The sequence below is a fragment of the Microbacterium wangyouchuni genome (assembly GCF_054072595.1).
In genome coordinates this window covers 421,364-446,525 of the sequence record NZ_JBSVRM010000004.1, presented here as the reverse complement: position 1 = coordinate 446,525, position 25,162 = coordinate 421,364, and the positions used below count along the sequence as shown (strand labels likewise).

Below are 25,162 nucleotides of genomic sequence, written 5' to 3'. Positions count from 1 at the left end.
GGGAGAGTAGGACACCGCCGAACTTCTTTTAGACAAAATGGCCACCCAACGCTGGGTGGCCATTTTGCGTTTTACAGGAAGTTGAGAGAATCAGGATCATGCCGAACGAGGATGAGCGTCGCCCACGACGCGATGAAAGCTCCAGTCCCAGACGCGACGACCGTCAGGGGCGCCCACGATCCGATCGCTCAACTGCTGCTGGCAAGTCCGGCGCACCGCGCCGTGATGGTGCTGCTCCTCGTCGTGAGGGCGGTTACCAGTCGCGTGATGGTGGTGCACCGCGCCGTGATGGTGGTGCACCTCGTCGCGATGGTGCTGCTCCTCGTCGTGAGGGCGGTTACCAGTCGCGTGATGGTGCTCCGCGTCGTGATGGTGGTGCGCCTCGTCGTGAGGGCGGTTACCAGTCGCGTGATGGTGCTCCGCGTCGCGAGGGCGGTGCTCCGCGCCGTGAGGGCGGTTACCAGTCGCGTGATGGTGCGCCTCGTCGTGATGGTGCTGCACCTCGTCGTGAGGGCGGTTACCAGTCGCGTGACGGTGCGCCCCGTCGCGAGGGTGGCTACCAGGGTCGTGACGGCGGACCACGCCGCGATGACCGGCCCGCTGGTCGGGGCTTCCCGCAGCGCGGGGGAACGGGACGCGACCGTCCGGATCGCCAGTCGGATGACCGTCCGCGGCACGATGATCCACTGATTCCAGAAGACGTCGGTGCCGACGCATTGCACGCCTCCGCGCGTAACGAGTTGAAGACTCTGAGCAAGGAGAACGCAGAGCAGGTCGCGCGACACCTGGCGATGGCCGCTCGTCTCATCGATGAAGACCCCGCTCTGGCGCACGAGCACGCGCTGGCGGCATCCCGTCGTGCCGGCCGTATCGCCATCGTCCGCGAGTCGCTGGCGATCACCGCCTACTCAATCGGCGACTTCGCACTCGCGCTGCGCGAACTGCGCACCTACCGCCGGATTTCAGGCAAAGACGATCAGATCGCTCTGATGGTGGACAGCGAACGCGGCATCGGCCGCGCAGACCGTGCGCTGGAGACCGGACGCGCCGTCGATCGTTCGAAGTTGGCAACTCCTGTTCGCGTCGCACTTGCGATCGCGATGTCAGGTGCGCGACTCGACCAGGGCGAGCTCGAGCTCGCGCTCGGCGAGCTGCAGATTCCGGAACTCGACCCGGACCGTGCTTTCGAATTCAGCCCTGCTCTCTTCAGCGCGCATGCCGCCGTACTCGAGGATCTGGGACGCGATGACGAGGCAGCTTTCTGGGCAGAGCGCGCTGAGGTCGCATCTGACGCACTCGGCCTGAGCGGCGATGATGAAGAAGAAATCATCATCGAAGACGGCCTGATCGAGGAAGAAGACGGTCCGACTGAAGAAGGGGCATCCTGAGTGGCGTTTTTCTCCAAGTCTCGCCCGACTCCGCTGGACGGTGTCGACGTTGTGCTGGCTGATCTCGATGGCGTCGTCTACGCCGGCCCTGGCGCACTCCCATACGCGGTTGAGAGCCTGAACACCGCAGCTGAGACCCGTCGCATCGGCTACATCACCAACAACGCGTCTCGCACTGATGTCTCAGTTGCCGAACACCTCACCTCGCTCGGACTGACTGTTGTGGCCAACGATGTCGTGACCAGTCCACAGGCAGCCATGCGTCTGCTCCAGACGATGGTTCCCGCTCCTGCAACCCTGCTGATCGTTGGGGGAGAGGGCCTTGTCGTCGAAGCGGAGAAGGCCGGCTACTCGGTCACCCGCAGCGCAGAGGACGCGCCGGATGCCGTCGTTCAGGGCTTCGCGCCCGACGTGGCCTGGACCGACCTCGCCGAGGCGGCATTCGCGCTCAAGCTACCGGAAGAAGAGGGTGGCATCCCCTGGATCGCCACCAACAGCGACTGGACCATTCCTCGAGAGCGCGGCGTTGCACCGGGCAACGGAACTCTGGTTTCCGCAGTTCACACGGCGATCGGCCGCCTCGCCACAGTGGCCGGCAAACCCGAAGTTCCCATCTTCGAAGAAGCTCTGGCCCGCTTCGGCGCAGCAAAGTCGCTTTTCATTGGTGACCGCCTCGACACCGATATCCTCGGTGCCGCACGCGCCGGAATTGATTCGTCGCTGGTGCTGACCGGTATCGACCGGCCAAAGCATGTGCTGGCAGCGCCCGAGGGCTCGCGTCCCACCTTCATCCTCAGTGATCTGCGCGAACTGCATGAGCCGTACCCGCAGACCCAGCGTAAGGACGGCGTGGTCACGGTGAACGGGGCATCCGTTCGCGTCACCGGCGGCGACGTCGAGATCCTCGCCGAGGGCAAGCGCCAGATCGATCTCGTACGTGCTGGTGCGACGGCGATCTGGGACTCCGGAACGCCGGTGTTCGTGCTTCGCGTGCCGGAGAAACTCTACGAAGACCCGTTCCATCGTCCGTGAGTGCGCCGCATCGACCATGTCGGTAGTGGCACGTACAGTGGAACTGTGAGCGATGAAGATAGGGCGGCGCCGACCGATGGCCTCTGGAGCAGATTGCGCCTGATCGAGGGCCAGCCCCTTGCCGCGCGCGCCGATGCCTATACGACGCTCCACGACGAACTTTTCCGACGTCTGGAGAGCGGCACCAAGCTCGACTCTCGAGAGAAGCATTCGTCGGGAGCGAAGTGACTCGTCTCGACGCCGCTCTGGCCGCTCGAGGTCTGGCGCGCTCTCGAACCCATGCCGCCACGCTGATTGCGGCAGGCCTGGTACGCGTCGATGGGCGACAGATCATCAAGCCCTCCGCAACGGTGGGCGAGTCATCCCGAATCGACGTCGCCGAAACTGATCACTATGTCAGCCGCGGGGCACACAAACTCGTGGCTGCTCTGGATGCCTTCGACGTCAAGGCGACCGGTCGGCTCGCCCTGGACATGGGGGCATCCACCGGTGGATTCACCCAGGTTCTGCGCGAGCGTGGCGCGCGCAAGGTGCTCGCTGTCGACGTGGGGCATGGGCAACTCGCCGCCTCAGTCGCCGAAGACCCGGACGTGGTCAATGTCGAAGGCTTCAACGTCCGCTACATGACGGCTGCAAGCCTGGCCGAAGCCACCGGCGAAGCCGAAGCCCCGGATCTGATCGTGGGCGATCTTTCTTTCATCTCACTCGAGCTGATTCTCCCGGCTGCCACAGCGGTTGCTGCGCCGACTGCGGACATCGTCGTGCTCGTGAAGCCGCAGTTCGAGGTCGGGCGCACAGCCGTCAGGGGCGGATTGGTCACTGATCCGGCCACGCGTGCGGATGCTGTTGCCCGCGTCGTCTGGCACGGCTGGGATGCTGGTCTCGGCATGTTGGGGATCGTGGCCTCGCCGATTCTCGGCACGCATGGCAACGCGGAGTTCCTCATCCACATGGCGCCCGGACGCGGCAGCAATCCGACAGAATGGACGGGACGCATCGACGAGCTGGCAGGAGGACGATGAACGAGCGCAATATCCTGGTTGTCGCCCATGCCGGCCGGGAAGACACCGTCGCAGCAGCCCGTCGTGTCATCGACCTGTTGCGCAGCGCCGGCGCACGGCCTGTGCTGGCAGTCGATGATCGTACTGAACTTTCCGCCGTTGATCAGATCTTCGCCGACGTCGACACGTTGGGCGATGTCGTCGCTGTGGACGATCTCGAGTTGGCCATCGTCTTGGGCGGTGACGGCACCATCCTGCGTGCCGCTGAGCTGGTTCGCGGCACCCGCAGCGCCCCCGTGCTCGGCATCAACATGGGGCACGTCGGCTTCCTCGCCGAGATCGAACGGGATGCCATGGATGACGCCGTGCACCGTGTCATCGCCCGCGATTACGACGTCGAAGAGCGTCTTGCTCTGGCCGTTCGCGTGAAGGATGCTCAGGGAGAGGTCGTCTTCGAGACGTGGGCGCTAAACGAGGCGACGGTCGAAAAGGCGAGTCGCGAGCGCATGATCGAGGTCGTCCTCGAGATCGATGGTCGGCCGCTGTCGAGCTACGGCTGCGACGGCATGGTCATCTCCACTCCCACTGGTTCCACGGCATATAACTTCTCGGCGGGCGGCCCTGTGATCTGGCCCGGGGTGGAAGCGATCTCCGTAATCCCGCTGTCCGCGCACGCCCTGTTCGCGCGCCCGCTCGTCGTGAGCCCGGATGCCTCGGTCGCCATCGAGATGCTCGAACGCACCGATGGCACCGGCATTCTGTGGTGCGACGGGCGTCGTTCGCATGAGCTTCCTCCCGGAGCGCGTGTTGTCGTGCGTCGATCGTCTCGTCCGGTGCGTCTGGCACGCCTTCATCCTGCCGCGTTCACTGACCGCCTCGTACGCAAGTTCCAGCTGCCAGTGGCCGGCTGGCGCGGGCAGAGCGGCGGAGCACAGACGTGATCGAAGAGATGCGGATGCAGGGGCTCGGAGTCATCGCCGACGCGGTACTGCCTCTCGGCCCGGGGTTCACCGCGATCACCGGTGAAACCGGAGCCGGAAAGACCATGGTCGTCACTGGGCTCGGGTTGCTGCTGGGCCAGCGCGCCGACTCCGGTGCCGTGCGCGCAGGATCAGCGCAGGCATCGGCGGCCGGTGTCTGGATCGTGCCGACGACAGGAGCTGTCGCCGATATCGTGGCGGATGCCGGTGGCGAACTGGAACCCATCGATGCGAACCGCAGTGAGCTGTATGTCTCGCGCACGCTCAGCGCCGAGGGGCGTAGCCGGGCGAGTGTCGGCGGACGGGCGGCGCCGGCCAGCGTTTTGTCAGCACTGGCCGATGAACTGGTGGTCGTGCACGGGCAGTCCGAGCAGCTTCGCCTGCGATCAACGGCAGCGCAACGAGACGCTCTTGATCGCTTCGGCGGAGCACCCATCGCTACTGCTGTGGCGGCGTATGCGGAGGCGTTCACGCGGTGGCGTGATCTGAACTCGGAGATCATCGAGATCACCGAGAACAGTGACCGACGCGCTGAAGAAGCGGGCCGGCTGCGTGAGGCGCTGGAGCTGATCGAGGCGACTGCGCCGGAGGCAGGCGAGGACACAGCTCTCGCCGAGCGGGCCGAGCGGCTCGCCAACGCTGAAGAGCTGCGGCTCGCGGCATCCCTTGCGCGCAACGCGCTCTCGAGCGAAGAAGACGAACCAGACGCCGCGGAGCTGCTGGCTGAAGCGCGCCGCAACCTCGAGAGGGCTGCCGACACCACGCTCAGCGAGATTGCCGAGGGCATCGCCGATGTCGGCTACCGGGTGACAGATCTCGCGCTGCAGCTCTCCGCGTACCTCGCCGACCTCGACGAGACCGGGCCGCACGAGCTCGCGGCGGTCGAAGAACGGCGCGCGGCGCTCACGGCACTCATCCGCACGCACGGGTCGTTGGACGAAGCGCTGGAGCTCTGGGAGAGCGGATCCACACGACTGGCCGAGCTTGACGACGACGGCGACCGCCTGGAACGACTGCACGAAGAGCGCGACGCCGCACGTTTGCGACTGGATGATGCCGCTACCCGGTTGACGAAGGCTCGGACAGAAGCGGCCACGCGCCTCGGCGCCGCGGTCACCGAAGAGTTGCATGCGCTGGCAATGCCGGATGCGCGCCTTGAGGTTGAGGTGCGTGCGGGAACGGAAACTGCCAGTGGCCGCGATGATGTGGCGATTCTGCTTGCACCCCACCCTGGTGCTGAACCGCGGTCAGTCGCCAAGAGTGCGTCCGGCGGAGAGCTGTCGCGCGTGATGCTCGCCATCGAGGTTGTCATCGCCGGAACCGACCCCGTCCCCACCTTCGTGTTCGACGAGGTGGATGCCGGAATCGGTGGTGCCGCTGCGATCGAGGTTGGGCGGCGACTCGCCCGGCTTGCAGAGACTTCTCAAGTGATTGCTGTGACGCACCTCGCTCAGGTCGCAGCCTTCGCCTCGAACCACCTCACCGTCGTGAAAGCTCATGATGGTGCCGTAACCGCGTCCAGTGTCCGGCGTTTGGAGGGGAACGAGCGCGAAGAGGAGATGGCGCGACTGCTCTCCGGACTCGCCGATTCCGACGCAGCCCTCACCCATGCCCGAGAACTTCTCAGCCTTCCGGTCTGAGCTAACTGTTAGGATTGAAGCCCGTGATGAACTCTTCTGATGCGGGGCCCAAAAACGACACGACCAAACACATTTTTGTGACTGGCGGTGTCGTTTCATCTTTGGGCAAGGGGCTCACAGCAGCCAGCCTGGGAAACCTTCTCACCGCGCGCGGTCTGCGCGTGGTCATGCAGAAGCTCGACCCCTATCTGAACGTCGATCCCGGCACGATGAACCCGTTCCAGCACGGTGAGGTCTTCGTCACCGACGACGGCGCCGAGACGGACCTCGACATCGGCCACTACGAGCGCTTCCTCGACATCAACCTGTCGCAGGCGGCCAACGTCACCACGGGTCAGATCTACTCGCAGGTGATCGCCAGGGAGCGCCGCGGGGAGTACCTCGGCGACACCGTGCAGGTTATTCCGCACATCACCGACGAGATCAAGCGCCGGATGCGTCTGCAGGCCGACGAGACGCCGAAGCCTGACGTCATCATCACCGAGGTCGGCGGCACCGTCGGTGACATCGAGTCGCAGCCATTCCTCGAGGCCGCGCGCCAGCTGCGCCACGAACTCGGTCGAGACAGCGTGTTCTTCGTGCACGTTTCGCTCGTGCCGTTCATGGGGGCTTCGGGGGAGCAGAAGACCAAGCCGACACAGCACTCGGTCGCAGCCCTTCGCCAGGTCGGCATCCAGCCTGATGCGCTCGTGCTGCGCAGCGACCGACCCGTCAGCGAGAGCAATCGCAACAAGATCGCGCTCATGTGCGATGTCGACGTCGAAGGCGTGATCAACACCGTCGATCTGCCCAGCATCTACGACATTCCCTCGACCCTCAACGACCAGGGCCTCGACTCGTACATCGCGCGTCGGCTCGGACTCGACGCCAAGGCGAACGAAGTCGACTGGTCGCGCTGGCAGAAGGTGCTGCACGCTGTGCACAACCCCAAGCACGAGGTGACGATCGGTCTTGTCGGCAAGTACATCGACCTGCCCGACGCCTACCTCTCGGTGACCGAGGCGCTGAAGGCTGGCGGATTCGCGCAGGAGACCAAGGTCAACATCCGCTGGATCCCCTCCGACTCCTGCGAGACGCCGGAAGGCGCGGAGAAGGCGCTCGGCGACCTGGACGGCATCTGCGTTCCCGGCGGCTTCGGCATCCGCGGCATCGAGGGCAAGCTCGGCGCACTGAAGTTCGCGCGCGAACAGGGCATTCCGACTCTTGGCCTGTGCCTGGGGCTTCAGTGCATGGTCATCGAGTACGCACGCAATGTGGCCGGTATCGCCGGAGCATCCTCCACTGAGTTCGACCCTGAGACGGCGGAGCCGGTCATCGCGACCATGGCCGAGCAGGTCGACATCATCGATGGCGGCGACCTAGGCGGCACCATGCGGCTCGGGCTGTACCAGGCGGCATTGGCCGAAGGCTCGTTGGCGGCTGAGGTCTACGGTTCGACGGAGATCTCCGAGCGCCACCGCCACCGCTACGAGGTCAACAACGCCTACCGTGCGCGCATCGCGGATGCTGGGCTCGTGTTCTCGGGTCTGAACCCCGAGCTCGATCTCGTCGAGTTCGCGGAGTTGCCGCGCGATGTGCACCCCTACTACATCGCAACGCAGGCGCATCCTGAGTTGCGTTCGCGTCCGACGGCCCCGCACCCGTTGTTCCGCGGTCTGATCGGTGCTGCCATCGAGCGCCACCGCTCCAGCGAGCTCTTCGACGTGGAGTCCGATGCCTGAGGCCGGCCTGCGCGACGAACCTTTTGAGCCCGCGGCCGTCAACAGTGATGTCGTCTACAAGGGCTGGGTGTGGGATGTCCGATCTGATCGCCTTGCCTACGGTGATGGTGAGATCACCCGCGAGTACGTCGATCATCCCGGCGCGGTCGCTGTGCTCGCGCTCGACGACGACGGCCGGGTGCTGCTGATCCAGCAGTACCGGCATCCGATCCGCCACCGTGACTGGGAACTGCCTGCGGGGCTGCTCGATATCGCGGGGGAAGAGCCGATGGTCGCGGCCCAGCGCGAGCTGGCCGAGGAAGCCGATATCGTCGCCCGACACTGGGAACTGCTGGTGTCGACGTGGACGACGCCGGGCGGCAACAACGAGATGATTCACATCTATCTCGCCACCGGCATCGACTCGGCAGCGGCCGTTTACGAGCGATCCGATGAAGAAGCTGACATCCGGGTGGAGTGGGTGGCGCTGTCTGACGTCGTTGACGGCGTGCTTGCCGGGCGTTTGCACAACGGCATCCTTTCCATCGGCGCGCTCGCGGCCGAGCGGAGACTGCGGAGCTAGTCGTGCTGATCGACCGCGCGATCGATGCGTACCTCCGACACGTCACGATCGAGCGCGGGCTGTCCGAGCACACCGTCGGCGCGTACCGCCGAGATCTGGCTGTGTACCTGGCCTGGTTGACAGATGTTGGGGTCAACGACACGTCAGCGGTGACAGGGGCCATCATCGGCCGCTTCATCGCCGACCGTTCGGCCATGGTGCCGCGTCCTGCCGCGACAAGCCTGGCACGGCTGCAGTCGTCGGTACGGGGGCTGCACCGTTTTCTCGTGCGCGAGGGAATCGAGCTCGAAGACCCCAGTGGCAGGCTTCGACCGCCCAAGGCTCCGCAACGTCTGCCGAAGGCGCTCTCGATCGACCAGGTCGAGCGGCTGCTGGCGGCACCGTCTGCTGAGGAACCGATCGGCATTCGCGACCGTGCTCTGCTCGAGTTGCTCTACGCGACCGGTGCACGCGTATCGGAGGCAGTGAGCCTCGATGTCGACGACCTCGCCCATGGTGACGTGCTGCGTCTTCGCGGCAAGGGCTCCAAGGAGCGCATCGTGCCGCTCGGCTCGTTTGCGCGGAATGCCGTGGATGCCTACCTCACGCGGGTGCGGCCGGCCCTCGCAGCTAAGGGCCAGTCATCAGCGCGGCTGTTCCTCGGCGCACGCGGAGCGCCGCTTTCACGTCAGAGCGCCTGGCTGGTGATCCGTGCGGCGGCCGAGGCCTCGCACATCACCGCCGAAGTATCACCGCACACGCTCCGCCACTCGTTCGCGACCCATCTGCTGCAGGGCGGCGCAGATGTGCGCGTGGTGCAGGAACTGCTGGGCCATGCATCCGTCGCAACGACCCAGATCTACACCCATGTGTCGGTGGACACGCTGCGTGACATCTACGCGACCTCGCATCCGCGGGCGCGTTAGTTGCGAGTGGCCGCGCGTGGCTCACTTTCTCGTCCAGAAGGAGCCACAACTACCCACTCGCAAGCCGGGATCAAGCGGGGATCTGGGGGAGAGCGGGGCGGCGCGGAAGACAACGGGCAGTCAATCGGTAGAATCGAGCAAGCACGAGGGAAGCAGGAGATTCGGTGGCTCAGAACGTGGCGAAGTCCAAGGGTAAGACGTCGAACGCTGGCGGCACACTGATGGGACCCACCGGGCGTCCGTATAACGGCTTCGACATCCCGGCCCCGTTGGAGTCCCATGGTCCGGCGCGAATCATCGCGCTGTGCAACCAGAAGGGCGGAGTCGGCAAGACCACGACAACGATCAACCTGGCAGCATCCCTCGCTGAGTACGGTCGCAAGGTGCTCGCCGTCGACTTCGACCCGCAGGGTGCGCTCTCGGCCGGCCTCGGGATTCCCACGCACGACGTGCCCACAATCTACGACCTGCTGCTGGACACCAAGCGCGATGCGCGCGATGTCATCGTGAAGTCTTCCGTCGACGGGCTCGACGTGATGCCCGCGAACATCGACCTGTCTGCCGCTGAGGTGCACCTGGTCAACGAGGTTGCGCGTGAGACGATCCTCGCCCGCGTGCTGCGTCAGGTCTCCAGTGAATACGACGTCATCCTCATCGACTGCCAGCCCTCGCTCGGCCTGCTCACCGTCAACGCGCTCACGGCCAGCCACGGTGTGCTGATTCCGTTGGAGTGCGAGTTCTTCGCGCTGCGTGGTGTGGCTCTGCTCATCGAGACCATCGAGAAGGTTCGTGATCGGCTCAACCCGGCCATTCAGCTCGACGGGCTGCTTGCGACCATGTACGATGCACGCACGTTGCACTCCCGTGAGGTGCTGGAACGGGTCGTCGAGACATTCGGCGATGACGTGCTGGAAACTGTGATCGGACGCACGGTGAAGTTTCCTGACGCATCGGTATCGGGTGTTCCGATCACCGAGTTCGCGCCAGAGCATGCCGCCGCCCAGGCGTACTTGCGACTGGCCCGGGAGCTGGTCGCCCGTGGCGCCGTCGCCTAGCGAAGAACCTGTCGAAGGGTTCCGCGTCTCCCTGTCGAATTTCGACGGCCCGTTCGACCTTCTCCTGAATCTCATCTCCAAGCATGAGATGGACATCACCGAGGTCTCGCTGAGCGCGGTCACCAATGAGTTCATCACGTACCTCGGCGCGCTTGAATCGGACGAGGAGCTGGATCAGGCATCCGAATTCCTCGTCGTTGCCGCCACCCTGCTGGATATGAAGGTGGCGGGCCTGCTGCCTCAGGGTGAACTCGTCGATGCCGAAGCCGTTGCGCTGCTGGAAGCGCGAGATCTGCTGTTCGCGCGACTGCTGCAGTACCGGGCCTTCAAAGAGGTATCGACCTGGTTCTCCCGTTGTCTGCAACGAGAGGATCGGCGCCACTCGCGCGCCGTGCGCCTCGACGAGAAGCACCGCAAGCAGACGCCGGAGCTGGTGTGGACACTGAGCGTGGACGATTTCGCGGCGCTCGCGCTGCTCGCCTTTGCGCCGAAAGACATCCCCAGTGTCGGGCTCGACCACCTGCACGCGCCGCTGGTCAGCATCCGAGAGCAGGCCGCCATCGTGGTGACTCTGCTGCGCAACACCGAGTCCCTCACCTTCCGTGAGCTGGTCTCCGGAACGACCGAGCCAGGAATCGTCGTCGCGCGGTTCATCTCCGTGCTTGAGCTCTACCGACACGCCGCCCTTTCCTTCGAACAGATCGAACCGCTCGGCGAGCTGACGCTGCGCTGGGCCGCCGATTCCTGGTCTGACGAGACACTTGCGAGCCTGGGGGCCGACTATGACCGATGACACTTCGACCAGCCCCGAGTCTGTCGACGAGGCAGTGCCGGTCTCACCACTCACCGAGAAACTCGAGGCGATTCTGCTGATCATCGATGAGCCGCTGGGACTCGTCGCTCTCGCGGCGGCCGTGGGCGCTCCGGTGCCGGCCGTGCGCCAGGCGATCGAAACGCTCGTCGACGACTACGACGGCAACGGGCAGGGACCGCGGCGAGGGTTCGAGCTGCGCGAGGTCGGTGGCGGATGGCGACTGTATGTTCGTGAGGACCACGACGCGCTTGTCGCCGAGTTCATCGGCGGGCAGGCGCCGGCCCGACTGTCGCAGGCCGCGCTGGAAACCCTGGCCGTGATCGCCTATAAGCAGCCGGTCACGCGTAGCCAGGTGGCATCCATTCGCGCTGTGAACGTCGATTCCGTCGTACGCACGCTTCTTGCCCGCGGGCTCATCACCGAACTGTTCGCTGATTCTGAGACCGGTGCGATCAACTATGGCACCACCGATGCGCTGTTACAGAACCTGGGTATCAACTCGATCGACGAGTTGCCCCCGATATCGCCGCTCCTCGATGACGGCGCTGATGGATTCGATGAAGGAAATATCCGATGAATGACTCGACACCCGACCCGTCCACAAGCCTCGGTGACGGAGCATTACCGGACGGCGTGCGCCTGCAGAAGGTCCTCGCGGCGGCAGGCGTGGCATCCCGTCGCGTGGTGGAGCAGTACATCGTCGAGGGCCGAATCCGCGTCAACGGCAAGGTCGTCGAAGAGTTGGGACGGCGGATCGACCCGGAGAACGACCTGGTCGACGTCGACGGCACCGCCATCCAACTCGATGTGTCGAAGCGCTACGTCATGCTGAACAAGCCCACCGGTGTCGTCAGCACGATGAAAGACGAGAACGGCCGCCCGGATCTGCGTCAGTACACGAAGGACTGGGAAGAGCGGCTGTACAACGTCGGACGGCTGGATGCTGAGACCAGTGGCCTGCTCATCCTCACGAACGATGGTGAACTCGCACATGTGCTCGCGCACCCCTCGTTCGGGGTCACCAAGGTCTATATCGCCAAGGTCGAGGGCACGGTCACAGCGCAGGTGATCGCGCAGCTGACCCGCGGGATCGAGCTCGAAGACGGCCCGATCAAGGCAGACAAGGCACGACTGCTGGACACGTCGACCGGCTCAGTGACCGGCCAAGCCGCCTCCAGCCTGGTAGAGCTCACCCTGCACTCGGGACGCAACCGCATCGTCCGCCGGATGCTCGCCGCTGTCGGGCATCCGGTCACTGAACTCGTCCGTCGCCAGTTCGGCCCGCTCCACCTGGGAACTCTCCCGGCGGGGAAGACCCGGGAACTGACTAAAATCGAACGTGGTGCGCTGTTGACTCTCTCGCGCCATGATTCCTCCTCGGACACCACGCCGGGAGACGCCCAGGAGAACGAGTGACCGAGACCGCCAGAACCCATGGCAGCAGCCGAGCGCTGCGGCTTTCGGGGACGGTGCGCATCGTCGGTGCCGGCCTTCTCGGGTCGAGTATCGGGCACGCGCTGACAGCCAAGGGTGTGGACGTCGTCCTGTCGGACACCTCGCCCGCGCAACTCCGCCTGGCGATTGACTACGGTGCGGGGCGTGCCGCTCGCGATGATGACGCGCCCGCTTTGATCGTGGTTTCCGTCCCGCCGGATGTCACAGCTGACGTCATCGAGGCGGAACTTGTTCGATTCCCGGATGCCGTGGTCACTGATGTCGCCAGCGTCAAACTGGAACCGTTCCGCCTGCTCAAGCAACGCGGTGTCGACATCACCCGCTACATCGGCTCGCATCCGCTTGCCGGACGCGAGCGCGGGGGAGCGATCTCCGCACGCGCGGACCTGTTCATCGGTCGCCCGTGGGTCGTTTGCCGTGACGAGGAAACCCGGGCTGCTGATCTCGCGCTCGTAGAGGCGCTCGCGCTCGACGTCGGAGCGATGCCGCTGGAGATGACTCCCGAAGAGCACGACCGTTCAGTGGCGCTCACCTCGCACGTGCCGCAGGTGGTTGCCAGTCTGCTGGCCGCACGACTTGCCACCGCCGACGAGGACGCCCTTCGTCTGGCAGGGCAGGGTGTGCGCGACACCACGCGGATCGCTGCTTCCGCGCCGGAGCTGTGGGTGCAGATCCTCGGCGCCAATGCGCAGCCGGTGGTCGAGGTTCTCGACGCGCTCGCCGCAGACCTGCGCACCGTGTCGGATGCGCTTCGCGAACCCGAGGCACCCGGTGCACGCCGCGCTGTGGCCGAGACGATCCGTCAGGGAAACGACGGCGTGGAGCGTCTGCCCGGCAAACATGGTCAGAATCGCCGGTTCGAACAGTTGGTCGTCATGGTCGACGACACCCCGGGGCAGCTCGGGCGCCTGTTCGGTGAGCTCGGCGAACTCGGAGTGAACGTAGAAGACCTGCGCCTGGAGCATTCGCCAGGCGCGCAGTTCGGCCTCGCTGAGATCAGCGTGGCCCCGGCTGCGCTGCTCGGCGCGATCGAAGGACTGCACACGCGCGGATGGCGAATTGCAGGAGCAACCAATGAGTGACCCTTCCATCCCCGCGCCGCTGGCTGAGCCTGTCGAAGGGGTGGCCGGAGCGGGCAAGTTCATTGCCATCGACGGACCGGCAGGCTCTGGCAAGTCCAGTGTCTCCAAGGCTGTCGCCCGCGCGCGCAGCTACGGCTACCTCGACACCGGCTCTGCATACCGGGCACTGGCCTGGCACGTCCTCGAGCGTGGTGCTGACACCGAAGATGCCGAAGCCGTTCTGGCCGCGGCATCCGAATTCGATCTTCGTCTCGGGCTTGACCCTGATGACCGCACCGTCGCTGTCGGCGATCACGACATCACGGCAGCGATCCGTGAGCCCCGCGTCTCCGGAGCAGTCAGCGGCGTCGCACGAGTTCCCGCGGTGCGCGAGCAGGTCAACATCTTCTTCCGTTCGCTGGTGGCGGCATCGCCCTACCCAGCGGTCGTCGTCGAAGGGCGCGATATCACCACGGTGGTCGCCCCGGACGCTGCGGTACGGATTCTTCTCACTGCCGCCCCCGAGGTGCGGGCGGCCAGACGAGCCGGTGAACTCGCCGGCGAGAATGCCGCTGCCGTTGCAGAAGCGCTGCACAAGCGCGATGCTTCGGACAGCGCCGTCGTCGACTTCCTGAACGCCGCAGATGGCGTTGAAGTCGTTGATTCGACGGACCTCGATTTCCCACAGACCATCGACGCCGTACTCGCGGTGATCGAACGAAAGCAAGGAGCGGAACATGGCCGCTGACGAATACGAGGGTGGTCCCGACCACCTCGCCGAGAAGATGGATGAGCTTGACGAACAGCTCGCCGAACAGCGTGCGGAGGCTCTGCGCGCTGGTCTCGCCGATTACGACCTGGACGAGGATGATGCCGCGCTGCTTGCCGGCCTTGCGCAGACCGAGGGCGGGGTCGAATTCCTTCCCGCACTTCCGGTCGTGGCGATCGTCGGACGTCCGAACGTCGGCAAGTCCGCGCTGGTGAACCGCATCCTCGGGCGCCGCGAAGCAGTCGTGGAAGACACCCCCGGTGTCACACGCGACCGCGTGACTTACAAGGGCGAATGGAACGACCGGCGCTTCTCGCTGGTCGACACCGGCGGGTGGGAGCCGGATGCCAAGGGCATCGACCGTTCGGTCGCAGCCCAGGCCGAGGTCGCGATCGACCTTTCGGACCTCGTGCTGTTCGTCGTCGACGCGATGGTGGGGGCCACCTCCACTGACGAGCACGTCGTGAAGCTGCTGCGCAAGAGCGGCAAGACGGTGTTCCTCGTCGCCAACAAGATCGACGATGCCCGCCAGGAGCCGGAGATCGCTTCCCTGTGGAGCCTCGGTCTCGGCCAGCCGTACCCGACCTCGGCCGTGCACGGTCGAGGAGTCGCGGATCTGCTGGACGCCGTGCTTGAGAAGCTGCCGTCGATCTCGTCGGTCGCGAAGTACGAGATCGGCGGTCCCCGTCGCGTCGCGATCCTCGGACGTCCGAACGTCGGCAAGTCGTCGCTGCTGAACAAGGCTGCCGGCGAAGACCGCGTCGTTGTCAACGAACTGGCCGGAACCACCCGCGATCCGGTGGATGAGGTCGTCGAACTCGGCGGAAAGCTGTGGCGCCTGATCGACACGGCCGGCATCCGTCGGCGAGTGCACCTGCAGCAGGGCGCTGACTTCTACGCTTCGCTGCGTACCTCGGCTGCGCTTGAGAAAGCGGAAGTCGCTGTCGTCGTGCTGGACGTTTCTGAGTCGCTCAGCGAGCAGGACGTGCGCATCATCGATCTCGTTCTTGAGTCCGGACGCTCGCTCGTGCTGGCGTTCAACAAGTGGGATCGCCTGACCGACGACGACATGGAGAACCAGGACCGTCGCCGCTACCTGGAGCGTGAGATCGAGCAGGACCTCGCGCATGTCGCGTGGGCTCCGCGCGTGAACATCTCGGCGAAGACCGGTCGTCACCTCGACAAGCTCGTCCCGGCGCTGGAGACGGCGCTGGAGAACTGGGATCGCCGCATTCCGACCGGCAAGTTCAACGCGTTCCTGAGCGAACTGATCGCCGAGCACCCGCACCCGCTGCGCGGTGGCAAGCAGCCGCGCATCCTGTTCGGTACGCAGGCCGCGACGCGCCCGCCGACGTTCGTGCTGTTCACGACCGGGTTCCTCGACCCGGGCTACCGGCGCTTCATTCAGCGTCGACTGCGTGAGCTCTACGAGTTCGAGGGCACACCGATCGTCATCAACATGCGCGTTCGGGAGAAGCGCCAGCGCTAGTCGCAGAAGGTTGCCTAACGGCTGACCGAGTGATGCAATAGAAGGTGGATGCTGCGACACAGCGGCATCCACCTTCTGCGCCCACAAGGCCCGTCGAAAGAGGTTGCAATGTCGCATACCCTGCCCCTGCCCGAGTTCACCCACGAACGTGTGGAGGTGATCACCGGACGGCGCAGTGGCCTGCTCATTGCGGTAGCGCTGCACTCGTCGGTGCTCGGTTCTGCCCTTGGCGGTGCGAGGCTGTGGACGTACCCGCACTGGAGCGATGCTCTCGGTGACGCCCTGCGTCTTTCCGCAGCGATGACGTTGAAGAATGCGACGGCAGGGTTGGATGCTGGCGGCGGAAAGTCCGTCATCGGGCTGGAGCCCGGCACCGAGCTTGACGCGCAACGGCGTCGTGATGCGTTCCTCGATCTCGGTGACGCAGTGGAATCGATGGGTGGTCTGTACCGCACCGCCGAGGACGTCGGCTCGACCATGGACGACATGGCCGTTGTCGCTGAGCGCACGGCCCATGTCGTAGGACTTCCGGATGCCGCCGGTGGCTCGGGCGAACCGGCCGGGCCCACGAGCCTGGGCGTCTACGAATCATTGCGCGCTGTACTGGAGCGCACCACGGGTTCGGCGGACGTGGCTGGGCGCCGCATCACGATCTCCGGACTCGGCCAGGTTGGCGGACGCCTCGCCGTTCGGCTTTCGACCGAGGGGGCGGTGCTGACGGTCACCGACGTCAACTCCGCGCGTCAGCATCTGGCGGGCGAGCTGGGGGCGAAGTGGGTGGAACCTGGCACGGAGCACCTTGTGCCGGCGGATGTGTTCGTGCCGGCCGGCATCGGCGGGCTGCTGACGGACGAGGTCATTGATGCCCTCGACACCGCCGCAGTCTGCGGGCCGGCGAACAATCCGCTTGCTTCGCACAGCGGTGCGGATCGGCTAGCTTCGCGCGGCATCCTGTACGCACCGGACTTCGTCGTCAACGCTGGCGGTGTGATCTATCTCGACCATGAGGCCAAGCAGCTCGGCACGCGGGCTGAGATTATGGAGCGCGTCGCGCAGATCGGCGACACTGTCCGCACGATCCTCACCGATTCCGCAGAGCGTGGGATCACGCCCCTCGCGGCGGCGGAAGAGCTCGCGGCCGCACGTCTGCGCTCGGGTGCACCTACGCCCGCGCTGAGCTAATCGTCGCGGGGCTGGGGCCGCTCAGACGCCGTACTCGTCGCGAAGACGCTCGCGCAGCTGGTGGCTGCACGCGGTGACGGCCTCAGTCCAGGTGGTGTTCGCGTCATCCTGAGCGCGGTCGGAGACGGCCTTCCAAATGCGGATTGGTACGCCGAACTGCGCGGCGACCCACGCGTACGCGTACGACTCCATGTCGACGAGGCGACCGCCCAGCGCCAGGATCAGCTGTACGGCATCGGCATCGTCGATGAAGCTGTCTCCGGTGGCGATGACCATGTCACCGTCGCCGAGATCCATACGCTGCGGCATGGACACATGCTCGCCGCGGACGCCTTCTTCGTTGATCACGTCGTGCTGGAACGTCCAGTTGATCTCGTGGACACCGGATGCGACGGACTCGTCGAGAGCACCGGCGGTGCCGACCACGAGAATCTCGTCGTAGGTACCGGCGTCGAGGGCACGGGTGAGGGCAAAGGTGGCCTTGAGTTTGCCGGGTCCGGTCACGAGACGTTCAAACCCGGGCAGATCTTCGGGGAAGGCGATGAGTTCGGAATCAAGGGCGGCGACGAGAAGCTTCACCCGACTATTCTCCCAGAGTTACGTTGCCGCTCGTGTCTGTCGCCGACCCAGAGGAGTGGATGCTGTGAAATGCTGAGGTAATGACGATCGTTCCTCCTGTTCCCGGTGAGCCGCGACGTCCGGATGGGCCGCGGGATCCTGGTGACGCCTGGGTTGTTGCGGCGACCGGGGAGAAGTACTGGGGGCGTTTCGGCGCAGCCGGTTTGCTGGCGGTGGATGCCGAGCGCGGCATCCTGTTGCAGCACCGGGTCAGCTGGAGTCATTTCGGCGGTACCTGGGGGTTGCCCGGGGGAGCGTTGCACGAGGGCGAATCTGCGATCGACGGGGCGTTGCGTGAGGCGACGGAAGAAGCAGGTGTCCCCGTGGGGGCGGTTTCGCCACGGTTCACCAGTGTGCTCGATCTGAAGATCTGGTCGTATACGACGGTGGTCGCCGACGTGGTCAGGCCGTTCGAGCCGGTGATCAGTGACCCCGAGAGCGTGGCTCTGGAGTGGGTGCCTGTCGATGAGGTCACCGAGCGTCCACTGCATCCGGGGTTTGCCGATGCGTGGCCGAGCCTGCGCGAAAGGCTGGGCTGAGCGGATTCAGTCTCGCCCGCGCAACCGGTCGATGTCTCGTCGTTCGCGTTTCGTCGGGCGGCCTGCACCGCGGTCGCGCAGGCCAAGGGCGGCAACCGGGTCGCGCGGGGGAGTGCGGTCCTCGTAAGCGAGTGCGGCGACCGGCGGGCCGACGCGTTTGGTGAGCGTTTGCCGGACGACGAGGAGACGGTCAAACCCACTGATACGCACCCGCAGTTCGTCACCGGGCTTCACCATCTGGGCGGCTTTGGCCTTTTCGCCGTTGACGCGCACATGCCCGGCGCGGCATGCGGTTGTGGCGGCGGAGCGGGTCTTGTAGATGCGGATCGCCCACAGCCAACTGTCGACTCTGACCGGGGCATCCATCATGAGGTTTTTCTCAGACGGAGGGTCACGAGAGCACCGGCGATGATCAGCCCCTGGCCGAGCGTGTAGGTGAGCATCACCAGCGGACTCGTCCACTGCGGCATCGTGTCGGAGAGGAAGAGGCGGAAAGCGAGGACGGTGTCGCTGATGAGGAAGAAGACACCACCCCAGATGATGAGCGGATGGCAGCGGGTCGAGAACGCGGCGGTGCTGCCGAGTACCAGGCCGTACCCGGCGACGGCGAGTAGCAGCGGGCCCGTGTGCGGGCCGAGGACGGCGACCATGGCGACCCACCAAGCGGCGTAGACCAGTGCCCACGGCGGCATCTTTCGCATGCGCAGGGTGCGCAGGAACACGATGATGTACGCGATGTGAGCGATGCCGAAGAACAGCAGCATCAGGGGGAGTTCGGGCCCGCCCGGGAAGAAGGCACCGGCACCGTCGCCGAGCCAGGAGAAGAACACGGCTGCCACGAGGAGTGCAATCGCCAGATGGGGACGAAGCCTCAGAGAGAGCAGGATCGGCAGAGCAAGCAATGGCATGAGCCAGAGCTTGGTGGGACCGGCGATGTCGCTTTGAACGGCCAGGGCGATCACATGCACGATCGACATCACGACGTACGGGATGAAAGCCCAGGCCAGGACGGTGCGTGGTGGGGTGCTGCGCTGCATCCCCCCATCGTAGATCGGCGGCTCAGCCGCGGAGGTCGAGACTCACCAGCGGTCGGTTGGGTTTGGTACTCGGCACTTCGGCGAACCCCGCGTTCAAGAAGGTCGACAGCGCGCCGTGAAAGAGATCGTTCACACGCACGCCCGTCAGCGCGGTGTTGATCGGGTAGCCCTCGATGACGCGGACGCCGGATGCCCGGGCGAAATCGATTCCGGCCTTCAGGAGCGCGGCGTTGATGCCCTGCCCTCTGTGTTCTTTACGGACGACGAAGCACGTGACCGCCCAGACGCTGTCGTCATCGAGCGGTTCGCGGGTGGTGGTGATGATGTTGCTGGTTCGGGCGAGGAGGCGCTGGGCCGGACGCGGCCCGATGCGCATCCATCCTGCGGCTTCGTCGTCGACGTAGGCGACGAGGCCGGGTGAGGAGTCGGAGGCGATCTCCTGTTGGAATATCGTCGTGCGCGCGTCGAGGCTCGTGGACTCCCACTCCTTGTTCGTCAGCACGGGCCAAACGCACTGGCAGCTTCGTCCGTCGCCGCCACCGCTCAACGCGTGCTGGATGTCGTCCCAGAGCTCGGGGCGGGCAAGAGCGGTCGTGATGGTTGGCATATCGGCACGCTACGCCGGGGTCCCGACACAGGCAAGGGAAGGTTCGGATGCTGGTTCGCGAAGGCGCTGAGATCCGGCTAAGATAGGGGAGTTGCCTGCGCGTGAGCGCAGAACAACGGGCTGTGGCGCAGCTTGGTAGCGCACCTGACTGGGGGTCAGGGGGTCGCAGGTTCAAATCCTGTCAGCCCGACCAAAGAATCGCGGAAACTCAAGGGTTTCCGCGATTTTTCGTTGGTGATGGAGCAGGTCATTGAATATGCGCAGGTCACGTTGCGTTGTGCGGTTCACTTTTGTCTGGGACCAACCGTAGAGTGACGCCATGGTGCGCGAGCGGACGTATTCCGACGAACAGCTGGCCGACGCGATCACGGCCTCGACTAGCTGGCGGGGCACGCTGCGCGCACTGGGACTCGCAAGCACGTCATCTGCCGCAATCTGCTCTGTGCGGACACGCGCCGATGAGCTCGGCCTGAGTTATCAGCACTTTTGTGGTCAGCGCCGTTGGACAGAAGACGAACTGAGAGGCGCGATCCGCAAGGCGGCCACCTGGGCTGAAGTAGGTGAAGCTTTGTCGATCATGCACGAGTCGGAAGTTGCGGTATTGAGGGGACATGCAGCAAGACTCAATATCGCAGTATCCCATCTCAAGGCGCCTGCGCGGGCTGATTCGGCGGCGGGGCTGACGCCCGCGATTCACCATCTTGATCGTGCAGGCGCCCTATTAGCGGCAGCTTGGTTCACGATGTCAGGTTGTGACGTCTCCTGGCCACTCGAGCCCAGTCGATACGACCTGCTTGTGTCTGACGCTCGCGGAATTCGGCGCGTGCAAGTCAAAACAACGCGTACGCGTTCAGGTAGGTCGTGGAAGGCTTACCTGTCGACGACGGGAAACGTCCGCAGAACGTACGGGCCAGAAGAGATCGACGAGTTCTTTGTCATTGATGGTGATCTGAATTGCTTTCTGATTCCGGTTGCTGACGTCGGCGGACTGCATGCGATTCATCTGAGCGCATACGCTCGATACAGACAACAACCGATGGCTAATATTCAGGCTTAGCCCTTGACCGCACCGTAGACGCCGTACTGGTCCATCGCCGTCGCGATCCGTCCCCTTCCGGTTCGTGGATTAATCCCGAGACGGCGCGAAGCTGCGTCGTGCACACCGACGATGATGAGCACCACGGGCGCGATGAGCTCGCCGCGGCGGCGGCGGGAAAGCACGATGGCGAGGACGACGATGGCGATGACCTTGATCCAGAACACGACGACGGAAATCGATCGCCGTGGAAGTGTTCCAGTTTTCGATGGCGACCGGGATGCCAATGGCAGCGAGCACCAATCCGCCGACGCTGATCGCGGCGAGCACCACACGCCAGGCCCATCCTGCCGGGGGCCGCTCAGCCGCCCCATGCGAATGCCGCGATGCCGAAGATGATTCCGGTGACGACGAGATCCCGTGCATAGCTCAGATCGAGCATTCTGCCTCCTGCACTTGACCATACTGGCGTTGATTTTTGGTGTTACGTGAGCGCTTTGTGCAGCAGCCTGCGGGCGTGGTCGGGTCCGGGCATTCGAGCGTCGGTGCCGGCGAGGCTGTCGACCAGCAACCCGTCGACGGTGACCAGGAGCGCGGCTGCGCGGGTCGCCGCATCCGGCAGCCCCGATGCGTGCAGTCGGTCGGTGAGCGCGCGATGAATCGTGCTGCCGGATTCGCTGAGAACGACACGCAGTTCCGGATGCCGCGTGCTCTCTAGGGTGAGTTCGAGCCGCGCGACATGCAGCCATCGCTGCTGTTCGAGGTCGGCGACGGCGTGGGCGAACGCGTCGACGAGTTCGTCCGGTGAGCTGGTGGGCAACGAAATTAGCATCTGGGCGTCGTGCTGCGCCAGTCGGCGCACGGCAGCCTCGAGCAGGCTGCCTCGAGACCGGAAGTAGTACGACGTGGTGCCTTCGGCCAGCCTGGCGGCACGGTCGACGGCCCGGTGCGTTAGGCCCCGGCTGCCTTCCCGCGCGATCGTCGCCAGGGCGGCGTCGGCCAGCTGCTCACGGCGGTTGCTGCTCAGCACGATGACCTCCGCGACATGTTGACACCCTACTCTACAGGCGTAGAGTAGGGACCTCTCTACAAGAGTAGTAAATCATCGATGGAGGTGCCACATGCTGCTCGACCAGACCACGAAATCGGAGGAGCGAGCATGAACAGCGCGTTGACAACAACACTCTCGGTTGCCCTGTTCGCCGTATTTGCACTAATTCCCTTCCACCCACGTCGCAGTGCGCCGTTCCGGGTGACGTTCGCATTCGGGTGGTGGATGAACGAACTTCCGTTCATCGGGCTGTGGTGGCTGGTGGCCGGCACGTGGGCCACTGTGCTGAATCCGCAGCCGGGATTCTGGTGGTGGTTGACGGTCGTTGGTACCGCGCTGGTCGCCATGATGCTGGGGTGGATCCTGGTGCGTGCCGGTTCGTCGCGCACGACGCTCTCGGCAGCGCTGGAGAGCGTCTACGGACCCCGTGGGGTGGTGCCCAGGAGTCGTTCGTCGTGGTGGCGGATCGTGTTGCTACCCATCGTGTCGTGGCGCCCCGACGTACGACGCATCCGCAACCGACGCTACGGGCCGGCCCGCATCGGACACCTGCTTGACGTGTACGTGCCCCGCCACCGAACCAGTACGGCCCCGGCCCCCGTGCTCGTGTACCTCCACAACGGCGGCCTGAATGGTTTCGGTTGGGGCGGCAAGTCGATTTTCTCCCACGCCATGCTGTATTATCTCGCCGCCCGCGGATGGGTCTGCATCAGCGTGAACTACCGTATGTACGGCGTGCGATATCCGGACCAGATCGCCGACGCGCATGACGCACTGGACTGGGTCCGCGACCATGCCAGCGAGTACGGCGGCGACCCGGGCGCGATCTTCGTGGCCGGCGGTTCGTCAGGTGCCAACCTCGCCACGACCGCCGCACTGACCGGCGCGCCTGTGCGCGGCGTCGTCGCGTTGTACGAATACTTCGGCGCGGCCGGAATGGGCTCTGACGTGGTCTCGCCGCACACCGCGATCAATGCGGATGCCCCGCCCTTTCTGATCGTGCACGGCACGCACGACGCGCTGATCCCACGCGAAGAAGCGCGTGCCTACGCGGAGCAGCTTCGCGACGTGTCGACGAGCCCCGTCGTGTATGCGGAATTGCGCGGCGCGAACCACAACTTCGACATGTTCCCGTCGTTGCGGATGGCCGCCGTCTCAGAAGCCGTTCAGCGCTTCATCGAGCTCATCCTCGAAACCGACAGAACCGAGCACCGGCATAGCGCTCACCGCGGCCCGGTGCTCCGTCGGAATGGTGAGGCGAATTAACCACCTGGCGAAATCAAGTTGCCAGATAAACCATACGAGGAGACCATTTTGAATATTGCTTTGTGGATCGTTGCCGGACTGCTGGCTGCAGTTTTCCTGGCGTCCGGCACCGTGAAGCTGGTCCTGCCAAAGGCGAAGCTCGTCACTGCACCAGCCCAGGGCTGGGCCGAAGACTTCAGCGCAACCGCCATCAAGTCCATCGGTGTCGTCGAGGTTCTGGCCGCGTCGGGCCTGATCCTTCCCGCCGTGCTCAGCATCGCCCCGGTTCTGGTGCCACTAGCCGCCATCGGGCTAGCGGTAGTGATGGTCGGCGCGATCTTCGTCCACCTCCGCCGGGGAGAGGTGAAATCAATGACGGGGAACGTGGTCTACCTTGTCCTGGCCGTCTTTCTGGCGTGGGGCCGTTTCGGCCGGCATCCCTTCATAGGGTGAGACCTCGGTCGCGCACGTAGGTCCGGTCAAATCTGGTCAAGCGCTCAGGCATAGCGCAGTTGTAACTCTCGGGGGCGTTTCGTTGTTGCCAAGAGTGCTGGCCCCTTTTTCTGTCGATGTCATGATTTTGTGGGCGGTGAGGCCGTGAAATTCGGAAAGCGCCCTTTTTTGGGCGCGTCGTATTGTTCTGGATGACGGCACGGGCACAGAGTGACGACATGTGCTGAAATGTATGCGTATGCATTGATCTGGTAGGGTGGAAGCATAAAAACACCCGCGCCGGCCTTGAGCCTAAAAAGCCCATTGAGCGCGTATCGCACGACGCAAATACGGATTCCAGCGTGCGGGCGCGGCAAAGAAAGGAACCTTCATGAGTCGTCTAGAAAACAAGGTCGCTATCGTGACCGGAGCCGGTGCAGGCATGGGCGAGTCGCACGCCCGCGTGCTCGCTGAGCACGGAGCACGGGTCGTGCTGACCGATGTCAACGCCGAGGCTGGCCAAAAGGTCGCCAACGAGATCGGCGAGAATGCACTGTTCATCAAGCACGACGTCACAGATTTTGAAGCCTGGGCCGACGTGGTCAAGCAGGCGAACGACAAGTTCGGCCCCGTCAACGTGCTCGTCAACAACGCGGGCCTGGCGGGCCCCATGGCCAAGATCGAAGAACTGTCGCTTGAAGACTACGACCGCACGGTCGCCGTCGATCAGCACGGCGTCTTCTACGGCATCAAGGCTGTACTGCCGGGCATGCTCGAGAACGGCGGCGGCTCCATCATCAACATCTCTTCGGTCGCGGGCTTCGTCTACCAGGCCACGAACGCCGCCTACGCTGCGGCGAAGTTCGCTGTCCGCGGCCTCACCAAGGCTGTCGCCATCGAGTACGCCGACAAGGGCATCCGCGCCAACTCCGTTCACCCCGGAGCAGTCATGACGCCGCTGCTCGCCAGTGTTCCGAAGGAAGACGTCGACGCGTTTGCGCAGACCATCCCCGTGAAGCGCATGGCCGACGTGCGTGAAATCTCCGACCTCGTCGTCTTCCTCGCATCGGATGAGTCGACGTACATCACCGGCAGTGAGCTCGTCATCGACGGTGGTGCCACGGCGATTTAGCTGTACTCGGTCAGTACGTTTGTGACCGATAGAAGAGAAGGCCTGCAGTCTGAGTGGTGCTATACACACTCAGACTGCAGGCCTTCTCGCGTTCCACGGCTAAATGAGCGCCTGGCTGAGACTGGTGTAGGAATTCGCGGGCGGTTTCGGAGGAGGCGTGGCCGAGGAGACCTCGCGTGCGCTCTGGGCGATGCCCCCTCAGCAGATTATTCTCGGGAGTCATCACGGCTAAGGCTCCGCTTGGGCCGATTCTTGTCTGGACTCATGGGTGGGAGCCCGTCGCGCACCGCCTCGTCGAGAACTTTTGTCAGCGGTGCGATCGTGTTCTTGATCGTGGATGCGCCGTACCTCATCACCCATTCGTCGATGGTGTGGTCGATCATAATCTAGTCTTGAAAAACTAGTTTTGCG

General features: G+C 64.6%; 28 protein-coding genes, 1 tRNA gene and 1 pseudogene. 23 read left to right on the top strand and 7 right to left on the bottom strand.

All coding sequences use genetic code 11. From position 1 onward, the window contains the following. The first annotated feature begins 98 nt into the window (after window positions 1–98). The 17 genes from ACW5CM_RS09525 (at window position 99) to ACW5CM_RS09445 (ending at window position 17,054) form a co-directional block, all read left to right on the top strand. On the top strand, window positions 99–1,388 hold the full coding sequence (locus ACW5CM_RS09525; protein ID WP_457124848.1) for a primosomal protein: 1,290 nt from the start codon (window positions 99–101) through the stop codon (window positions 1,386–1,388). Then, window positions 1,389–2,420, top strand: coding sequence for an HAD-IIA family hydrolase (locus ACW5CM_RS09520; RefSeq protein WP_457124847.1), 1,032 nt, complete (start codon window positions 1,389–1,391; stop codon window positions 2,418–2,420). A gap of 45 nt (window positions 2,421–2,465) precedes the next feature. Then, on the top strand, window positions 2,466–2,648 hold the full coding sequence (locus ACW5CM_RS09515; protein ID WP_438255248.1) for a hypothetical protein: 183 nt from the start codon (window positions 2,466–2,468) through the stop codon (window positions 2,646–2,648). Further along, window positions 2,645–3,442, top strand: coding sequence for a TlyA family RNA methyltransferase (locus tag ACW5CM_RS09510; RefSeq protein ID WP_438255250.1), 798 nt, complete (start codon window positions 2,645–2,647; stop codon window positions 3,440–3,442). The genes ACW5CM_RS09515 and ACW5CM_RS09510 overlap by 4 nt, the downstream gene beginning before the upstream one ends. Next, window positions 3,439–4,362, top strand: a complete 924-nt coding sequence (locus tag ACW5CM_RS09505) for an NAD kinase (RefSeq protein ID WP_439254168.1) — start codon at window positions 3,439–3,441, stop codon at window positions 4,360–4,362. The genes ACW5CM_RS09510 and ACW5CM_RS09505 overlap by 4 nt, the downstream gene beginning before the upstream one ends. Then, the gene (gene recN, locus ACW5CM_RS09500) at window positions 4,359–6,041 is read left to right on the top strand and encodes a DNA repair protein RecN (protein ID WP_457124846.1); all 1,683 of its coding nucleotides are present in this window, start codon (window positions 4,359–4,361) and stop codon (window positions 6,039–6,041) included. Before ACW5CM_RS09505 ends, recN begins: the two co-directional genes overlap by 4 nt. A gap of 26 nt (window positions 6,042–6,067) precedes the next feature. Further along, window positions 6,068–7,762, top strand: coding sequence for a CTP synthase (locus ACW5CM_RS09495; protein WP_457124845.1), 1,695 nt, complete (start codon window positions 6,068–6,070; stop codon window positions 7,760–7,762). Continuing rightward, on the top strand, window positions 7,755–8,324 hold the full coding sequence (locus ACW5CM_RS09490) for an NUDIX domain-containing protein (protein ID WP_457124844.1): 570 nt from the start codon (window positions 7,755–7,757) through the stop codon (window positions 8,322–8,324). Before ACW5CM_RS09495 ends, ACW5CM_RS09490 begins: the two co-directional genes overlap by 8 nt. Window positions 8,325–8,326: 2 nt before the next feature. After that, a complete protein-coding gene (gene xerD / locus ACW5CM_RS09485; protein WP_457124843.1) occupies window positions 8,327–9,229 on the top strand; it encodes a site-specific tyrosine recombinase XerD in 903 nt (300 codons plus the stop codon). Between the two features lie 221 nt (window positions 9,230–9,450). Further along, the gene (locus ACW5CM_RS09480; protein ID WP_438255451.1) at window positions 9,451–10,284 is read left to right on the top strand and encodes a ParA family protein; all 834 of its coding nucleotides are present in this window, start codon (window positions 9,451–9,453) and stop codon (window positions 10,282–10,284) included. Beyond that, window positions 10,268–11,077, top strand: coding sequence for a segregation and condensation protein A (locus ACW5CM_RS09475; RefSeq protein ID WP_439254172.1), 810 nt, complete (start codon window positions 10,268–10,270; stop codon window positions 11,075–11,077). Before ACW5CM_RS09480 ends, ACW5CM_RS09475 begins: the two co-directional genes overlap by 17 nt. After that, window positions 11,067–11,675: an SMC-Scp complex subunit ScpB gene (gene scpB / locus ACW5CM_RS09470; RefSeq protein ID WP_439254173.1), complete on the top strand. Its 609-nt coding sequence runs from the start codon at window positions 11,067–11,069 to the stop codon at window positions 11,673–11,675. Before ACW5CM_RS09475 ends, scpB begins: the two co-directional genes overlap by 11 nt. Further along, a complete protein-coding gene (locus tag ACW5CM_RS09465) occupies window positions 11,672–12,514 on the top strand; it encodes a pseudouridine synthase (RefSeq protein WP_438255257.1) in 843 nt (280 codons plus the stop codon). The genes scpB and ACW5CM_RS09465 overlap by 4 nt, the downstream gene beginning before the upstream one ends. Further along, the gene (locus ACW5CM_RS09460; protein WP_439254175.1) at window positions 12,511–13,635 is read left to right on the top strand and encodes a prephenate dehydrogenase; all 1,125 of its coding nucleotides are present in this window, start codon (window positions 12,511–12,513) and stop codon (window positions 13,633–13,635) included. Before ACW5CM_RS09465 ends, ACW5CM_RS09460 begins: the two co-directional genes overlap by 4 nt. After that, window positions 13,628–14,362, top strand: a complete 735-nt coding sequence (cmk, locus tag ACW5CM_RS09455; RefSeq protein ID WP_457124842.1) for a (d)CMP kinase — start codon at window positions 13,628–13,630, stop codon at window positions 14,360–14,362. Before ACW5CM_RS09460 ends, cmk begins: the two co-directional genes overlap by 8 nt. Further along, window positions 14,352–15,872: a ribosome biogenesis GTPase Der gene (gene der, locus ACW5CM_RS09450; RefSeq protein WP_439254177.1), complete on the top strand. Its 1,521-nt coding sequence runs from the start codon at window positions 14,352–14,354 to the stop codon at window positions 15,870–15,872. The genes cmk and der overlap by 11 nt, the downstream gene beginning before the upstream one ends. A gap of 108 nt (window positions 15,873–15,980) precedes the next feature. Then, window positions 15,981–17,054 (top strand): Glu/Leu/Phe/Val dehydrogenase family protein, encoded by a 1,074-nt coding sequence (locus ACW5CM_RS09445; protein ID WP_457124841.1) that lies wholly within the window; start codon window positions 15,981–15,983, stop codon window positions 17,052–17,054. A 21-nt stretch (window positions 17,055–17,075) separates the two neighbouring features. Here the strand turns inward: ACW5CM_RS09445 and ACW5CM_RS09440 are convergent, their stop codons facing one another. Next, on the bottom strand, window positions 17,076–17,633 hold the full coding sequence (locus ACW5CM_RS09440) for a nucleosidase (protein WP_457124840.1): 558 nt from the start codon (window positions 17,631–17,633) through the stop codon (window positions 17,076–17,078). 80 nt (window positions 17,634–17,713) lie between these two features. Here ACW5CM_RS09440 and ACW5CM_RS09435 point away from each other — a divergent pair. Continuing rightward, window positions 17,714–18,205, top strand: a pseudogene (locus ACW5CM_RS09435) (NUDIX domain-containing protein); the annotation flags it as partial. A 12-nt stretch (window positions 18,206–18,217) separates the two neighbouring features. Here the strand turns inward: ACW5CM_RS09435 and ACW5CM_RS09430 are convergent. The 3 genes from ACW5CM_RS09430 to ACW5CM_RS09420 are packed head-to-tail and all read right to left on the bottom strand — an operon-like array spanning window position 18,218 to window position 19,855. After that, complete coding sequence (locus ACW5CM_RS09430; protein ID WP_438255263.1) at window positions 18,218–18,580, bottom strand: Hsp15 family ribosome-associated heat shock protein; 363 nt, start codon at window positions 18,578–18,580, stop codon at window positions 18,218–18,220. Next, window positions 18,577–19,248 (bottom strand): lysoplasmalogenase family protein, encoded by a 672-nt coding sequence (locus ACW5CM_RS09425; protein ID WP_439254181.1) that lies wholly within the window; start codon window positions 19,246–19,248, stop codon window positions 18,577–18,579. The genes ACW5CM_RS09430 and ACW5CM_RS09425 overlap by 4 nt, the downstream gene beginning before the upstream one ends. 22 nt (window positions 19,249–19,270) lie before the next feature. Then, window positions 19,271–19,855, bottom strand: a complete 585-nt coding sequence (locus tag ACW5CM_RS09420; protein ID WP_457124839.1) for a GNAT family N-acetyltransferase — start codon at window positions 19,853–19,855, stop codon at window positions 19,271–19,273. A 116-nt stretch (window positions 19,856–19,971) separates the two neighbouring features. Between ACW5CM_RS09420 and ACW5CM_RS09415 the strand changes: the two genes are divergently transcribed. Next, window positions 19,972–20,048, top strand: a tRNA-Pro gene (locus ACW5CM_RS09415). A 126-nt stretch (window positions 20,049–20,174) separates the two neighbouring features. Further along, window positions 20,175–20,912: a group I intron-associated PD-(D/E)XK endonuclease gene (locus ACW5CM_RS09410; protein ID WP_457124838.1), complete on the top strand. Its 738-nt coding sequence runs from the start codon at window positions 20,175–20,177 to the stop codon at window positions 20,910–20,912. On the opposite strand, the gene ACW5CM_RS09405 is transcribed toward ACW5CM_RS09410, so the two are convergent. Beyond that, window positions 20,909–21,118 (bottom strand): hypothetical protein, encoded by a 210-nt coding sequence (locus tag ACW5CM_RS09405; protein WP_438255267.1) that lies wholly within the window; start codon window positions 21,116–21,118, stop codon window positions 20,909–20,911. The genes ACW5CM_RS09410 and ACW5CM_RS09405 overlap by 4 nt on opposite strands. 257 nt (window positions 21,119–21,375) lie before the next feature. After that, the gene (locus ACW5CM_RS09400; protein ID WP_438255268.1) at window positions 21,376–21,921 is read right to left on the bottom strand and encodes a TetR/AcrR family transcriptional regulator; all 546 of its coding nucleotides are present in this window, start codon (window positions 21,919–21,921) and stop codon (window positions 21,376–21,378) included. Between the two features lie 129 nt (window positions 21,922–22,050). On the opposite strand from ACW5CM_RS09400, the gene ACW5CM_RS09395 reads away from it, so the two are divergent. The 3 genes from ACW5CM_RS09395 to ACW5CM_RS09385 all read left to right on the top strand — a co-directional run bounded on the left by ACW5CM_RS09395 (window position 22,051) and on the right by ACW5CM_RS09385 (window position 24,751). Next, window positions 22,051–23,208, top strand: coding sequence for an alpha/beta hydrolase (locus tag ACW5CM_RS09395; protein WP_438255269.1), 1,158 nt, complete (start codon window positions 22,051–22,053; stop codon window positions 23,206–23,208). A gap of 48 nt (window positions 23,209–23,256) precedes the next feature. Then, the gene (locus ACW5CM_RS09390) at window positions 23,257–23,640 is read left to right on the top strand and encodes a DoxX family protein (RefSeq protein ID WP_438255270.1); all 384 of its coding nucleotides are present in this window, start codon (window positions 23,257–23,259) and stop codon (window positions 23,638–23,640) included. Between the two features lie 370 nt (window positions 23,641–24,010). After that, complete coding sequence (locus ACW5CM_RS09385) at window positions 24,011–24,751, top strand: SDR family NAD(P)-dependent oxidoreductase (RefSeq protein WP_438255271.1); 741 nt, start codon at window positions 24,011–24,013, stop codon at window positions 24,749–24,751. 206 nt (window positions 24,752–24,957) lie between these two features. On the opposite strand, the gene ACW5CM_RS09380 is transcribed toward ACW5CM_RS09385, so the two are convergent. Next, a complete protein-coding gene (locus ACW5CM_RS09380; protein WP_457124837.1) occupies window positions 24,958–25,134 on the bottom strand; it encodes a hypothetical protein in 177 nt (58 codons plus the stop codon). Between the last annotated feature and the right edge of the window lie 28 nt (window positions 25,135–25,162).

Bases quoted from the DNA above. Each gene is read 5' to 3' on its own strand.
- ACW5CM_RS09525 (WP_457124848.1), top strand. From the start codon at position 99: ATGCCGAACGAGGATGAGCGTCGCCCACGACGCGATGAAAGCTCCAGT.
- ACW5CM_RS09505 (WP_439254168.1), top strand. From the start codon at position 3,439: ATGAACGAGCGCAATATCCTGGTTGTCGCCCATGCCGGCCGGGAAGAC.
- ACW5CM_RS09495 (WP_457124845.1), top strand. From the start codon at position 6,068: ATGAACTCTTCTGATGCGGGGCCCAAAAACGACACGACCAAACACATT.
- ACW5CM_RS09490 (WP_457124844.1), top strand. From the start codon at position 7,755: ATGCCTGAGGCCGGCCTGCGCGACGAACCTTTTGAGCCCGCGGCCGTC.
- ACW5CM_RS09480 (WP_438255451.1), top strand. From the start codon at position 9,451: ATGGGACCCACCGGGCGTCCGTATAACGGCTTCGACATCCCGGCCCCG.
- scpB (WP_439254173.1), top strand. From the start codon at position 11,067: ATGACCGATGACACTTCGACCAGCCCCGAGTCTGTCGACGAGGCAGTG.
- ACW5CM_RS09465 (WP_438255257.1), top strand. From the start codon at position 11,672: ATGAATGACTCGACACCCGACCCGTCCACAAGCCTCGGTGACGGAGCA.
- cmk (WP_457124842.1), top strand. From the start codon at position 13,628: ATGAGTGACCCTTCCATCCCCGCGCCGCTGGCTGAGCCTGTCGAAGGG.
- der (WP_439254177.1), top strand. From the start codon at position 14,352: ATGGCCGCTGACGAATACGAGGGTGGTCCCGACCACCTCGCCGAGAAG.
- ACW5CM_RS09445 (WP_457124841.1), top strand. From the start codon at position 15,981: ATGTCGCATACCCTGCCCCTGCCCGAGTTCACCCACGAACGTGTGGAG.
- ACW5CM_RS09430 (WP_438255263.1), bottom strand. From the start codon at position 18,580: ATGATGGATGCCCCGGTCAGAGTCGACAGTTGGCTGTGGGCGATCCGC.
- ACW5CM_RS09425 (WP_439254181.1), bottom strand. From the start codon at position 19,248: ATGCAGCGCAGCACCCCACCACGCACCGTCCTGGCCTGGGCTTTCATC.
- ACW5CM_RS09420 (WP_457124839.1), bottom strand. From the start codon at position 19,855: ATGCCAACCATCACGACCGCTCTTGCCCGCCCCGAGCTCTGGGACGAC.
- ACW5CM_RS09410 (WP_457124838.1), top strand. From the start codon at position 20,175: ATGGTGCGCGAGCGGACGTATTCCGACGAACAGCTGGCCGACGCGATC.
- ACW5CM_RS09395 (WP_438255269.1), top strand. From the start codon at position 22,051: ATGAACAGCGCGTTGACAACAACACTCTCGGTTGCCCTGTTCGCCGTA.
- ACW5CM_RS09385 (WP_438255271.1), top strand. From the start codon at position 24,011: ATGAGTCGTCTAGAAAACAAGGTCGCTATCGTGACCGGAGCCGGTGCA.
- ACW5CM_RS09380 (WP_457124837.1), bottom strand. From the start codon at position 25,134: ATGATCGACCACACCATCGACGAATGGGTGATGAGGTACGGCGCATCC.